We start from the raw sequence: 13,747 nt of genomic DNA on the forward strand, positions 1-13,747 counted from the left end.
CCGATCACAGGGTTGCACGAGGGGGATGGAGGAACGTTGAGCTACCTGTGCTCCAGGTACGGCGCCTTCGCGTCGGCCCGGATCAGGCCCTTGGTCGCGTCGCCGACACCAATCAGCACGAACTGCACCGCCAGGGCGCAGAGGATCAGGCCCAGCACCCGCACCACGATGCTCATGCCGATCCGGCCCAGCACCCGGCTGATGATCGGCGAGGCCCAGAAGACGGCGACCAGCACCACCGACACCGCCGCGATCACCGCGCAGCCGATCGCCATGCCCGCCAGGCCAAAGCTCTTGGCCTCGCTGGCATAGATGATCACCGTCGAGATCGCGCCCGGCCCGATCAGCAGCGGCATGGCGAAGGGCACGATCAACCGCTCGAACCGCTGCTTGGCATAGACCCGCGCCGACTGGCCCTCAATGCCCTCGGCCGCGTCGGCGAACATGGTGGTGAAGTCGTCGCGCACCATGTCGAGCCCGAGGATGAACAGGATGATGCCGCCGGCGATGCGGAAGGCCGGCATCGAGATGCCGAAGAACTCCAGCAAGGACACCCCGGTGAAATAGAAGAATATCAGGAAAGCGGCGACGAACAGGCCGATATAGAGCGCCACCATTCGCCGGCCGGCTCCGGCCGCGCCCAGGGTGGCGGCGGCGAACAGCGGCACGTTGCCGATCGGGTCGATCAGGGCGAACAGCGCGACGAAGAAGTTGACGGCGAGTTCTGCCTGGCTCATTCGACCTGCTTAGCCTTCAATCCGCGTTTGGTGCTCGCCCTTCTTAGGGTGAAGCGTCGCCGCGCGCCACACCCGGGGACCTCGCCCATGACCGCCGATCCGCGCCTGATCGTCCCGCTCGATCTTCCCAGCGTCGCTGAGGCCCGCCAGATGGTTGAGGCGCTGGATGACGCCGTGTCGTTCTACAAGATCGGGCTGGAGCTGCTGGCCACCGACGGCATGGCCTTCGCCGGCGACCTGAAGCGCCAGGGCAAGCAGGTTTTCCTGGACTGGAAGCTGCACGACATCGGCGCGACGGTGGAGCGCTCGGCCCGGGTGCTGGCCGGCGCGGGCTGCGACCTGCTGACGGTCCATGCCGAACCGCAGGTGATGGCCGCTGCCGTGAAGGCCAAGGGCGGCTCGAGCCTGAAGATCCTGGCCGTCACCGTGCTGACCAGCCTGACCGACGCCGACCTCATTGAGATGGGATACGCCTTCGGAACCCGCGACCTCGTGGCCCGGCGCATTCGCCAGGCGGTGGACTGCGGCGTCGACGGCATCGTCTCCTCGCCCCAGGAGGCCGCCCTGGCCCGCGAGATCGCCGGACCCGACTTCCTGGTGGTGACGCCCGGCGTGCGCCCTTTCTGGGCCGCCAAGAACGACCAGGCCCGCGCCGCCACCCCCGCCGACGCCCTGAAGGCCGGCGCCAGTCACCTGGTCTGCGGCCGCCCGATCACGGCGGCCAACGACCCGCGCGAAGCGGCGCTGAAGGTGGTGGCGGAAATGGAGGGGGTTTAGAAATCCACCGCGACGCCCTTGCGCTCCCAGTCGCCGAACCGCGTCGGCTCGGGGCCGTCTCGACCGCCTTCCTCGGTGGGCAGGGCGGCGACCTGAGCGCCGGCGCGGCGGGCGGCGGCCTCTTCGAGGGCGCGGCGGGCGGCCGGGGTCAGGGGCTTGTCGGGGGCCGCGCCAGGCGGCAGATCGGTCTCGGACATCGGCGCTTCTTAACACCCTTCACGCCAAAAAGCTTGCGCTCGCCGTCGCCTCGGGGCACGGCGAGGCGGTGACTCAGGAACTCAATGACGGCCTCCCCGCACGGGAAGGCGCTCTCGCCCTCATCGAAGCGGCCTTGTCGCGACGCGGGGGCCTCGACGAGGCCGCTTCGGCCAACGCTTTCCGCTTTCTCGAACCGCGGGAGCGGGCCTTCGCGCGCGCCCTGGCCATGGCGGCGCTGCGCCACCTTGGCCCCATCGACCGCGCCCTGGCCGGCAAGCTGGCCAAGGAGCCGCCGCCGCGCGTGCGCAACCTGCTGCGGCTGGGCGCTACCCAGGCCTTTTTCCTGGAGGTGCCTGCCTTCGCCGCCGTCGCCACCAGCGTCGAACTGGCCGGGGCCAGCAAGACCAGCCGACCGTTCAAGGGCCTGGTCAACGCCGTGTTGCGCGGCCTGCTGCGCGACGGCGGCCTGTCGGACGCCTCCGAACACCTGGCCCCGCCCTGGCTCTACGCCCGCTGGGTCAGCGCCTATGGCCGCGACACCGCCGACGCGGTCGCCGCCCAGATCGGCTTCGAACCCGCCACCGACCTGTCGCTGAAACCCGACTTCGACGCGACCGCCCTGGCGGTCGAGCTCGAAGGCGAGATTCTGCCCGGCGGCACGCTGCGCACCGAGCGGCGCGGCGACGTCTCGGCCTGGCCGGCCTTCGAGGACGGCGTCTGGTGGATCCAGGACGCCGCCGCCGCCGTGCCCGCCCGCCTGCTGAACCTCACGCCCGGCGAGACCGCGCTCGACCTCTGCGCCGCGCCCGGCGGCAAGACGATGCAGATGGTCGCCGCCGGCGCCCAAGTCGTAGCCATCGACCGCTCGCCTGCCCGCCTGGGCCGGGTGACCGAGAACCTGGCGCGCACCCATCTGACCGCCGAGGTGATCGCCGCCGACGCCGGGGCCTGGGACGACGCGCGAACCTTCGACGCCGTGCTGCTGGACGCCCCCTGCTCGGCGACCGGCACCTTCCGCCGCCACCCCGACGTGCTGTGGGCCGCGCGTCCGGGCGACGTGGCCAGCCTGGCCGGCGTGCAGAGCAAGCTGCTCGACAGCGCCGCCGGGCGTCTTAAGCCTGGCGGTCGCCTGGTCTATTGCGTCTGCTCGCTGGAGCCCGAGGAGGGCGAGGCCCAGGTCGAGGCCTTCCTGGCCCGCCGGCCGGACATGGCGCTGGACCCGATCGTCCCTGAGGAAGGCGGCGCGCCCGCCGCCAGCCTGACGCCGAGCGGAACCCTGCGCATCCTGCCACACCACCGCGAAGGTGGCCTGGACGGGTTCTTCGCGGCGCGGTTCGTCAAGAAATAGTCGATGCCGCGCCAAACCCGCGCGCGACAACGGGCTCGCTTGTCGCGCGAGGCCAAGCCCGCTAAGCCAAGGTCATGACCGCGCCACTGATCGCCCCGTCCATTCTCGCCTCGGACTTCGCCAAGCTGGGCGAAGAGGTCGCCGCCATCGAGGCGGCCGGCGCGGACTGGGTGCATGTGGATGTGATGGACGGCCACTTCGTGCCCAACATCACGCTGGGTCCCGACATCGTCAAAGCCATCCGCCCGCACGCCACGATCCCGTTCGACGTGCACCTGATGATCAGCCCGGCCGACCCCTATCTGGAAGCCTTCCGCGCCGCCGGCGCCGACCTGATCAGCATCCATCCCGAAGCCGGCCCGCACCTGCACCGCTCGCTCAAGCGCATCCGCGAACTGGGTGCCAAGGCCGGGGTGGTGTTCAACCCCTCGACGGCGATCGACCATGTCGAATGGATCCTGGAAGACGTCGACCTGCTGCTGGTGATGAGCGTCAATCCCGGCTTTGGCGGCCAGAGCTTCATTCCCGGTCAGTTGCGCAAGGTCGAGGCCCTGCGCAGGATGGTCGAGGCCCGCGGGCTGGATGTCATCATCGAGGTCGATGGCGGGGTTACCCCGGCCACCGCGCCGCAGTGCGTGGCGGCGGGGGCCACGGCCCTGGTCGCCGGCTCGGCGGTGTTCAAGGGCGGACCCGCCTTCTATGCCGACAATATCCGCGCCTTGAAGGGCGGCTGATCCAGCAACATGGAGGGGGCTCCCGCGACACCGTCGGTCCGTAAGTCCTCCGCCTTGCTTGGCGGACCTTCCGGGCGTGGCAGATCCCGCGCGGGTCGCACCAAGGGCGTGTTCCTGAAAGCCCTGGGCGCGGCGACGCGGGCCAATGTCGAGCGTGAGTGGTTCGGCTCACCACCGCACCGCGCCCTGATCAGTCGCCCCCGCCCGGTGGGTCTGGCCGCCCATCCGCATGACCCGCGTCCAGTGGACCTGGAGCGGGGTCGGCAATTGCTGGACGGCGTCATGGCGCTGGACGGCGGCGCCCTGCGCCTGGGCGAGACGGGTGACCCCTTCGATCAGCCCAGCCCCACCCGGCAGTTCGCCATCGCTCTGCACGGCTTCAACTGGCTGCCGCACTTGATGTCGGCCGGACCCGGCTCGTCGCGTCTGGCCCTGCGCCTGCTGCAGGACTGGCGAAGGGTGTTCGGCGTCTGGAACGCCTTCTCGTGGAGCGGCGAGCGGCTGGAGCGGCGCACCTTCCACCTGGCCTGCGCGGCCCGGGCCCTGGCGCCGGAAGCGTCGGACGCCGAGATCTCGGCCATAGCGCTCGACATCGCCCGGGGCGCGCGCCAGCTGCTCAAGGCTTGCGACGCACCCCATCGCGCCCTGGAGCGGGCGGTCGTGGTCACCATCGCCGGCTGCGCCCTGTCGGGCAAGGCCAGCGACCGGCTGATCGCGACGGGCCTCAAGCGGGTCATCGCGCTGATGGAGCTCATCGTCCTGCCAGATGGCGGTCATGCCAGCCGTTCGCCCGAGGCGGGGTTGGAGCTGCTGTTCGACCTGCTCACCCTAGACGACGCCTTGAGCCAGCGCGGACGGCCCGCACCCGAAAGTCTGGGGCGGGCCATCGACCGCCTGAGCTCCTCGGTGCGGTTCTTCGTCCTGGCGGATGGCCATCTGGCCGCCTTTCAGGGCGGCGAGGCCGTCGGTCCGCGCCGGGTCGCTGCAGCCCTGGCCCATGACGACCAAGGGCCACGCCCGCCGCAGAGCGCGCCGCATGTCGGCTATCAGAAGATGCAGGGCGGCAGCATCCAGGTGATGGCCGACGCCGGGCCGCCGGCCAAGGGCGTGCTCAGCGTCGCGGCCTGCGCCCAGCCGGCCGCCATAGAGATCGTCTGCGGCAAGGACCGGCTGATCACCAGCTGCGGCTGGAGCCCGGAGGCCGCCGGCGCCAACGCCTTTCGCCTCTCGGACGCGGCCTCGACCCTGTCGGTGGGCGACGGCTCGGCCGGACGCCCCCTGGCGGGCTGGCGGGCTGGCGGGCTGGGCCCCTGGCTGATCGACGGCGCGGCCGACGTCGAGGTCAAGCGCCACGACGTGGCCGACACCGGCGTCTGGCTGGACATCGTCCACGATGGTTGGAAACGCCTGGGCCTGACCCATGCCCGCCGCCTGTTCCTTGACCTCAAGGCCGACGAACTGCGCGGCGAGGACAGCCTGCTGCCGATCGTCTCAGGCGGCGAGGACGGCCCGCGCCGCTATCTGCCGTTCATGATCAGCTTCCACCTCCATCCCGACGCCCGCGCCTCCCTGGCCCGTGACGGCAAGAGCGTGCTGATCAAGGGTCAGTCCAATGTGGGCTGGTGGCTGCGCAACGACGCGGTGGACGTGGCCATCGCGCCGTCCGCCCATTTCGATCATGGCCACGCCCGACGGGCCGGGACGATCGTCCTCAAGAGCCAGGTCCGGCCCGAAAAGGGCGCCAAGATCCGTTGGAAGTTGGCTCGAGCGGCGGACCACTGATCGCGCCCAACCCGCACGACGCGACTTTGCAATAGACGCACGAGACCGCACTCACCGTCATCCACGAAAACTTCGAGTGTTCTATTAAGCGGCAGCGTTAGGCGGCACTTAGCCGAGAAGATCAGCAATTCATTTTTATGGCGCTTCGAAGCCGCATGATGGTTCGAAGAGTCGGCGGCGTGGCCCAACCCTGCAAGTCATCAAGAAAACTTGAGGGGCACTCAACAATGTTTCGCACCAAACGAGCTTTGCTCGCCAGCTTGTCTATGGCCGCGCTATCCTTCAGCGTCGCGCAGGTCGCCATGGCGGCCGAAAGCCCGCCCACGCCCGACAATGACACCGTCGAGGCCGTCATCGTCACCGGCACCCGGGTTTCCGGCCTGAAGGCCGTCGACAGCGCCGCGCCGATCCAGGTGCTGGACTCCCTCGCCCTGAAGGGCGCCGGCAAGCCCGACCTGATGTCGGCCCTGGCCCAGGCGATCCCATCGTTCAACGCCCAGGCCTTTGGCGGCGACACTGCGGCCCTGACGCTGTCGGCCCGTCTGCGCGGCCTGAGCTCCAATCACACCCTGGTGCTGATCAACGGCAAGCGTCGGCACGGTACGGCCAACCTCGCGGTTCTCGGCGGACCCTACCAGGGCGGCGCCGCGGCCGACCTGAACTTCATCCCGCTGTCGGCCATCGACCACATCGAAGTGCTGCAGGACGGGGCCGCCGCCCAGTACGGCACCGACGCCATCGCCGGGGTGGTCAACATCATACTCAAGAAGAGCGCTTCGGGCGGCTCGCTCGACGTCACGGGTGGCAAGTACAGCGCGGGCGACGGGGAGACGGGCAATGTCTCGGCCAATATCGGCCTGGCGCCGTTCTCCGACGCCTATCTGAACATAACGGCCGAGACCCGGTATCACGGTCTCAGCGACTGGGGCGGCGACGACCAGCGGGTGATCCGCGGCGCCACCGCCGCCAACGGCTGGGCCGCCAGCTTGGCGGGATATCCGCACACCAACAAGATCTCGGGCGACGCCCGCTATCAGCTGACGACCTTCGCCTTCAACAGCGGCGTCGAGATCGGCGACGTGAACCTCTATTCGTTCGGCACCTACGGCCACAAATACGCCGGCGCCTATGAGAACTTCCGCAAGCCTAGCCGCCTGCCACAACTCTATCCGCTGGGCTTCAACCCGATGGAGACCATCAAGGAGGAAGACTACGCCTTGACGGTTGGCGCGGAGGGCAAGCTGTTCGGCGATTGGAACTGGGACCTGTCCACCACCTACGGCCGCGACTTCGCCGCCATCAACGTCACCAACTCTGTCAACAAGGACCTCTATCTGGCGGCCGCCACGGTGCCGGGCCATGGCTCGACCCAGTCGGCCTTCCACGCCGGCGCCTTCCTCTCCACCCAGTGGACCACCACCCTGGATCTGAGCCGAGGGTTCGACATCGGCATGGCCGGTCCGCTGAACGTCGCCTTTGGCGCCGAGCAGCGGCACGAGACCTACAAGATCAAGGCCGGGGAGTATTCCTCGCGCTATAATGGCGGTTCGCAGTCCTATCCGGGCTTCTCGCTGACCGACGCCGGCGAACACGAACGCGACAACGAGGCGGTCTATGTCGATTTCGCGCTGAAGCCGGTCGAGGCCCTCCAGTTGGACGCCGCCGCCCGCTACGAACACTTCAGCGACTTCGGCGACACCACGGTCGGCAAGCTGACCGGCCGCTACGATTTCACCGACGCCTTCGCCCTGCGCGGCACGGCCAGCACGGGCTTCCGCGCCCCGACCCTGGCCGAAGAGAACTACTCGGCCACCAATGTCGGCCCGACCTCGGCCTTCGTGCAGCTGGCGCCGAACTCCATCGGCGCCAAGCTGGTGGGCGTCACTGGCCTCAAGCCCGAGAAATCGACCAACTACAGCGTCGGTTTCGTGGCCCACCCGATCTCGCGCATGACCGCTACGATTGACGCCTATCAGATCGAGATCAAAGATCGCATCGCCGGCAGCGGCTCGCTGTACGGGGCCGGCGGGGCGCACAACTACGCGGCCGTATCCGCCGCCATCGCCGCCAACGGCAATTCGATCTCCGACGACGCCACCGACATCGGCATCAACATCTTCACCAACGGCCTGGACACCCGGACTCGCGGCGTCGAGGCAGTGGTAAGCTATTCCAGCGACTTCGAAGACTACGGCCACGTCGAATGGAGCCTGGCGGGCAACTACAACAAGACCGAGGTCACCAAGATCGCGCCCGCGCCAACCCAACTGGCGGGCGCGTCGCTCTATGACAAGGCCGCGATCTCGGACCTCGAGACCGCCTCGCCGAAGTACAAGGTCTCGGGCGGCGCGCTCTTCTCGCACGGCCCGATCAGCGTGAACCTGCATGAGACGCTGTACGGAAAGTCCACCGAATACGCCACCTATGATGGCGGCAAGTACTGGCTGGAAAAGGTCGATTCCGCTTTCATCACCGACCTTGAAGTTTCCTGGAAAGTCATGCCGCAGTTCAAGGTCTCGGCCGGCGCCAACAACCTGTTCGACAAGAAGCCGGACAGGAAGAGCGCCGACGAACTCGAGGACGAGGCCGACAACGGCAACGGGGCTCAGGACATCTATCCGAGCTTCTCGCCGTACGGCCTGAACGGCGGCTACTACTACGGCAAGTTCGCCTACACGTTCTAAGGACACGGCGGCCGGCGTTCGCCTTCGGGCGGACGTCGGCTGACGCCGGAAATTGAAGCCTCTTACGGCCCGAGTTGTCACGGCGATGCTTCGCATCTTCAGGCCGTTGTTGACTCCCCCGCCTCCCTCCGTATTTTCGCGCCGTTCGCGTGACTGGCGCTAGTGATGGGCAACCATCGGGGAGCACGAACCTCATCCGCCGCGCGCCTGGGCTCCCTTTCGTCTTTCCATAGACCCGGAGCTCCGCCGTGCCCGCCGCCCCTGACTATCCGTCCGCACCCGATCTCGTCGCCCCCAAGCGCGCCTTGCTGTCGGTTTCCGACAAGACCGGCCTGGTCGAGGCCGCCCATATCCTGCACGCGGCCGGGGTGGAGTTGGTCTCGACCGGCGGCACCAAGGCGGCGATCGCGGCGGCCGGCATCCCCGTCAAGGACGTCTCCGACCTCACGGGCTTCCCGGAGATGATGGACGGCCGGGTCAAGACCCTGCACCCAGTGGTGCACGGCGGACTATTGGGCGTTCGTGACGCTCCCGAACACGCCCAGGCCATGGCCGACCACGGCATTGGCGGCATCGATATCCTGTATGTGAATCTCTATCCGTTCGAGGCCACGGTCGCCAAGGGCGGCAGCTACGCCGAATGCGTCGAGAACATCGACATCGGCGGCCCGGCCATGATCCGCTCGGCGGCCAAGAACCACGGCTATGTCGCCGTCTGCACCGATCCGTCGGACCTCTCCGAAGTGCTGGAGGCCCTGAAGGCCGGTGGCACGACCCTGGCCCTGCGCCAGACCCTGGCGGCCCGCGCCTACGCCCGCACTGCGGCCTATGACGCGGCGATCTCCACCTGGTTCGCGGCGCGACTTGGTCAGGACTTCCCGGGCCGCAAGACCATCGCCGGCGCGCTGCGCCAGGTGATGCGCTACGGCGAGAACCCGCACCAGAAAGCCGCCTTCTACACCTTCCCCAGCCCCCGCGTCGGCGTGGCCACCGCAACCCAGTTGCAGGGCAAGGACCTCAGCTACAACAACATCAACGACACGGACGCCGCCTTCGAGTTGATCGCCGAGTTTGACCCGGCCCAAGGCCCGGCCGTGGCGATCATCAAGCATGCCAACCCCTGCGGCGTGGCGGTAGGCTCCACTCAGCGCGAGGCCTACGAACGCGCTCTGGCCTGCGACCCCACCTCGGCCTTCGGCGGCATCGTCGCGGTCAACAGCCGCCTGACCCGCGAAGCCGCCCTGCAGATGGTCGAGATCTTCACCGAGGTAGTGATCGCCCCCGAGGCGGATGACGACGCCGTCGCCGTGTTCGCCGCCAAGAAGAACCTGCGTCTGCTGATCACCGGCGGCCTGCCCGACGCCCTGTCGACCGGCGACACTTTCAAGTCGGTGGCCGGGGGCTTCCTGGTCCAGTCTCGCGACGACGCCCGGATCACCGCCAGCGACCTGAAGATCGTCACGAAGCGTCAGCCGACCGCCGAGGAGGTGGCCGACATGCTGTTCGCGTTCACCGTGGGAAAGCACGTCAAGTCCAACGCCATCGTCTATGCCCGCGCCGGCCAGACCCTGGGCGTTGGCGCTGGCCAAATGAACCGCAAGGACTCGGCCCGGATCGCCGCCCTGCGCGCCGCCGACTTCGGCTTGGACCTCAGGGGCTGCGCCTGCGCCTCGGAAGCCTTCTTCCCGTTCGCCGACGGCCTGATCCAGGCCGCCGAGGCCGGGGCCACGGCGATCATCCAGCCGGGCGGCTCGATGCGCGACCCCGAAGTGATCGAGGCCGCCGACAAGCTGGGCCTGACCATGGCCTTCACCGGCGTGCGGGTGTTCAGGCACTAGGGCATTTTTCGAGCGAAGTGGTTCCGGTTCGCGTGAAGAAAAGTGCGTCAAAACAGAAGATTAGAGCTCACGGCCTGACGCAGTCAGGTCGGAAAATGCTCTAGGACGGGAGATCGCATGCACAGCGCTGAGTGGGGCGCCAAGGTCGCCGAGGCCTCGAAGGTCTTCAAGCCGGTTGGGCGTGGCCCCTTCCCGGTTGCCTTGATCCTGCACGGCTGCGGCGGCAAGACGCCGTTCCTGGAAGACTACGCCAAGGTCGCGGTCCAGGCCGGCTACGCGGCGGTGGTGGTCGACTCGTTCAAGCCGCGCGGCATGTCGACCATGGACGCCAAGCTGTTCGTCTGCACGGGCATGGCGGTCCAGGGCCTCAAGCGCTCGGCCGACATCTTCGCCATGTTGGCCTGGCTGGAGGGCCAGTCCTGGGCCGACCATCGCAAAGTTTTCCTGGCGGGCTGGAGCCATGGCGGCTGGGCGATCATGGACGGCTACGCCATCGGGTTGAACGCCGCCCGCGCCACCGGTCTCTCCGACGCAGACCCGATGCGCCTGCGGGCCCAGGTGAAGGGCGCGCTATTGGTCTATCCCTATGCCAGCTACCCGTCCCTGACGTCCAGCAGGGGCTGGGGAACCTATGGCCCCAAGGTGTTCTCGGTGGTCGGCGGCAAAGACCAGGTGGTCGGCTGGAAATATCCGCGGAAGGCCCTGGAGCGGCTGAAGCGCGACGGGCTGTCGGTGGACACGGTCTTCTATCCCGACGCCACCCACGCCTTCGACGACGACCGCGCCAACGATCCCCGCGCCAAGTACCGCCCCGATCTGTTCGCCCAGACCAAGGACTATTTCGCCAGGGCCCTGAACGCGATCTAGACTCCATTCCGCTCATCGGGGCGAATGCCGAGACCCAGATGGAGGCCGCCGAGGCGAACTCCAGGGGCGCCGCGCTTTTCCAAACGCTTTACTGCTCCGGGACCTGGGTCCCGGCATTCGCCGGGATGAGCGGTGAAGAAGCAGGGCGCCGCAGCGGCATCGGTCCGCGATAGACCAGCCGCCACAGCCACTCCAGCGGCCCCAGGGTGAAGCGCGCCATCCACCAGCGCGACCACAGGATCTGGGCCGCCCAGATCGCCACCACCGCGCCGGCCAGGAACGGGCGATCGACCTTGCCATACAGGCTGGGACCGCGCCCGCCATAGAGCAGGCCGGTTATCAAGATCGACTGGGTCAGATAGTTGGTGAAGGCCATCTGACCGACCGGGGCCAGGATCGCCGGGATCGTCTTCCAGGCCTTGACGCGCGCCGCCATCACCATAAGGCCCACATAGCCCAGGCTGACCACCGGGGCGGTGGCGCCCTGCAGCCAGCGGGCCATGGCGCGGACCGGCCAGGCGTGGCTGGGCAGGACCGTGTAGACGGCCTCGGCGACGCCAACGATCACCAGCGCGCCCAGGCCCGCCGCGATCAAGCCGCGATAGGCGCCGCTCGACGCCTTGCCGCTCAGGACGCCAAGCTTGTAGAGCCCCATGCCGATCAGCATCAGCGCCAGCACCGTCAGCGGCCAGATCGGCGGCCAGCGGGTGAACGAGCCAAGGACGAAGTTGCCATAGTCCTTGGCGTTCTGCACGAGGGACTGGCTGAAGGTCCCGCCATACTGCAACGCATCGGCGTGCACGCCGGCCAGGAACCGGCTCATCGCCCCGGCGGGCGGATCGCCGCCGCCCTTGGCCGTATGCTCGAGCATCTTGTAGCCGCCCCAGGCCGAAAGCCCGACGTGCAGGCCAACCCCCGCTTGCAGCAGGCGCCTTGGCGACCAGGACCGGGCCCAAAGGGCCACCAGGCCGACGATCGCATAGGTGTTGAGCACATCGCCCTGCCAGATCAGGAAGCCGTGGATCAGGCCGATGGCCAGCAGACTGACCAGGCGCAGCAACAGGATCCGCCGCCTATCCCTGTCGTCGCCCTCGCCGCCGACCAGGATGATCGAGGCGCCAAACAGCATGGCGAACAGCGAATAGAACTTCTGCTGGAAGAATACCTGAGTGACGAACCAGACCGCCACCGAGGCCGGCGCCATGCCGTGCGGCCACAGGGTCAGGCTGGTCGCGACCGATTCAGGGACCGCCGCCAGCGGGATGTTGCACAGCAGGATGCCCAGGATCGCCAGACCCCGAAGGGAGTCCAGCAGAACAATACGATCCTTGACCATGCGAAACGTCCCCGACCCACGCCCCGATCCTGAACCGGACGCGGGCTTGCGACAACCCAGGGTTTTTCAGATCGGCGAGGCCTCGGGTCCCTGACGCGGCACGCAGGCCAGGACCACCGCGCCGGTGATCATGAACAGGGCCGAGACCGCCACGGCGACGCGCTGGTCGCCAATCCAGCGGGTGCCCACGGCGATGACCAGAGGCGCCATGAAGGCCGTGGCCTTGCCCGACAGGGCATAGAGCCCAAACCACCGTCCGCTCTCGCCGGCCGGCGCCAGCTGCGCCATCCAGGCCCGCAAGCTGGCCTGGGCCGGACCGAAGGTCAGGCCGACGAATAGCGAGAAGCCCAGAAATACCCGCTCGGGCAAGCTGGAGAACAGGGCTCCACCGGCGATCGGCGGGGCGACGTGCAGCACGAAGAACAGGCTGTCGCGGCCGACCATTCCGACCCCGAAGGCACCAAACAGCACCACGCCGGTGGCAATCAGCACGGTGGCCTTGGAGCCAAGCTTCTGATCGATCCGGCCGCCGATGAAGGTGCCGATGCCCGCAGTGATCGACAGGGCGATGGCGTAGAAACCCAGCTGGGTCGTCGTCCAGCCGAACATCCCGGCGGCCAGGACGCCGCCAAAGGCGATGAAGCTGGAAATGCCGTCGCCGATCAGCATCCGGCCGACCAGGAAACGCAGCATCCAGGGCTTTCCGGGCAGAGAGCGCAACGTCGCCCACAGCTCCACCAGCGGCTTCTTCTCGGTGGTCGTGGCGGGCGGTCGCGGGGCGGTGATCATCAGCGGCCAGGAGAAGATCAGGAACCACACGGCCACTAGCGGGCCGACGATGCGGTCGGGCTCGTGCAGGGCCTTGGACAGGCCCAGCATCGGGACGTCCGGCAACGAGAAGCACAGCAACACGATGAACAGGGTGACGAGCGCCCCGACATAGGCCAGGGCCCAGGCCGAGCCGGACAGGCGCCCAACCTCGCCCGGCTTGGCGACCAACGGCAGCAGGGCGTTCATCACCGAGCCGCTGAGCTCGGCGGAGACACTGGCCACCACCAGGCAGGCCAGGACCGGCAGAATGCGGCTCGCATCGCCGGGAACCGCCTGCCAAAGGGCGGCGCTGGCCAGGACGAAGGGCACGGCCAGGCCGATCAGCCAGGCACGCGGATTGCGCCGGGCGTCGACCGATGCCCCGACCAGCGGGCTGAACACCGCGATCATCAGGCCGGCGACCGCGCCCGCATAGCCCAGCAGGCTCTGGCCCCTGGCGGCGTCGCCGATGAAGCCGGCGGCGAAATAGGGGGTGAAGATGAAAGTCGCGATCAGCGCCCAATAGGGTTGCTGCGCCCACTCGTAGAGCGCCCAGGCGGCCCGCCGCCGATCACCCTTGTCCATGAGCGTTCCCCCAACTGAAGCATCGCTTATACGCGAAGCTTCAGCGGCTGG

At 68.2% G+C, this 13,747-nt stretch carries 11 protein-coding genes and 1 riboswitch; of the genes, 7 read left to right on the plus strand and 4 right to left on the minus strand.

Going from position 1 to position 13,747, the window contains the following annotated elements:
* Positions 1 to 41: 41 nt before the first annotated feature.
* Positions 42 to 737, minus strand: coding sequence for a MarC family protein (locus tag ACP696_RS09250; protein ID WP_426010149.1), 696 nt, complete (start codon positions 735 to 737; stop codon positions 42 to 44).
* Positions 738 to 824: 87 nt separating this feature from the next.
* On the opposite strand from ACP696_RS09250, the gene pyrF reads away from it, so the two are divergent.
* Positions 825 to 1,514 (plus strand): orotidine-5'-phosphate decarboxylase, encoded by a 690-nt coding sequence (gene pyrF, locus ACP696_RS09255; protein WP_426010150.1) that lies wholly within the window; start codon positions 825 to 827, stop codon positions 1,512 to 1,514.
* Here pyrF and ACP696_RS09260 read toward each other — a convergent pair.
* The gene (locus ACP696_RS09260) at positions 1,511 to 1,711 is read right to left on the minus strand and encodes a DUF1674 domain-containing protein (protein WP_426010151.1); all 201 of its coding nucleotides are present in this window, start codon (positions 1,709 to 1,711) and stop codon (positions 1,511 to 1,513) included. The genes pyrF and ACP696_RS09260 overlap by 4 nt on opposite strands.
* 68 nt (positions 1,712 to 1,779) lie before the next feature.
* Between ACP696_RS09260 and ACP696_RS09265 the strand changes: the two genes are divergently transcribed.
* The 6 genes from ACP696_RS09265 (at position 1,780) to ACP696_RS09290 (ending at position 10,965) form a co-directional block, all read left to right on the plus strand.
* Positions 1,780 to 3,060 carry an RsmB/NOP family class I SAM-dependent RNA methyltransferase gene (locus ACP696_RS09265; protein ID WP_426032403.1) on the plus strand — a complete coding sequence of 427 codons (1,281 nt, stop codon included), beginning with the start codon at positions 1,780 to 1,782 and terminating at the stop codon, positions 3,058 to 3,060.
* A 74-nt stretch (positions 3,061 to 3,134) separates the two neighbouring features.
* Entirely contained in the window at positions 3,135 to 3,794 is a 660-nt protein-coding gene (rpe, locus tag ACP696_RS09270) for a ribulose-phosphate 3-epimerase (RefSeq protein ID WP_426010153.1), read from the plus strand.
* Between the two features lie 9 nt (positions 3,795 to 3,803).
* Positions 3,804 to 5,576 carry a heparinase II/III family protein gene (locus ACP696_RS09275; protein ID WP_426043724.1) on the plus strand — a complete coding sequence of 591 codons (1,773 nt, stop codon included), beginning with the start codon at positions 3,804 to 3,806 and terminating at the stop codon, positions 5,574 to 5,576.
* Positions 5,577 to 5,842: 266 nt separating this feature from the next.
* On the plus strand, positions 5,843 to 8,260 hold the full coding sequence (locus ACP696_RS09280; RefSeq protein ID WP_426043725.1) for a TonB-dependent receptor plug domain-containing protein: 2,418 nt from the start codon (positions 5,843 to 5,845) through the stop codon (positions 8,258 to 8,260).
* 139 nt (positions 8,261 to 8,399) lie between these two features.
* Positions 8,400 to 8,480: riboswitch (ZMP/ZTP riboswitch) on the plus strand.
* 28 nt (positions 8,481 to 8,508) lie between these two features.
* Positions 8,509 to 10,098 (plus strand): bifunctional phosphoribosylaminoimidazolecarboxamide formyltransferase/IMP cyclohydrolase, encoded by a 1,590-nt coding sequence (purH, locus tag ACP696_RS09285; RefSeq protein WP_426043726.1) that lies wholly within the window; start codon positions 8,509 to 8,511, stop codon positions 10,096 to 10,098.
* A gap of 117 nt (positions 10,099 to 10,215) precedes the next feature.
* Positions 10,216 to 10,965, plus strand: a complete 750-nt coding sequence (locus ACP696_RS09290; RefSeq protein ID WP_426010161.1) for a dienelactone hydrolase family protein — start codon at positions 10,216 to 10,218, stop codon at positions 10,963 to 10,965.
* Positions 10,966 to 11,053: 88 nt separating this feature from the next.
* On the opposite strand, the gene ACP696_RS09295 is transcribed toward ACP696_RS09290, so the two are convergent.
* Positions 11,054 to 12,301: a DUF418 domain-containing protein gene (locus ACP696_RS09295; protein WP_426043727.1), complete on the minus strand. Its 1,248-nt coding sequence runs from the start codon at positions 12,299 to 12,301 to the stop codon at positions 11,054 to 11,056.
* Positions 12,302 to 12,367: 66 nt separating this feature from the next.
* Entirely contained in the window at positions 12,368 to 13,696 is a 1,329-nt protein-coding gene (locus ACP696_RS09300) for an MFS transporter (protein WP_426010165.1), read from the minus strand.
* Between the last annotated feature and the right edge of the window lie 51 nt (positions 13,697 to 13,747).

The sequence above is a fragment of the Caulobacter sp. DWR3-1-2 genome (genome assembly GCF_049896225.1).
In the GTDB taxonomy this organism is placed as follows: domain Bacteria; phylum Pseudomonadota; class Alphaproteobacteria; order Caulobacterales; family Caulobacteraceae; genus Caulobacter.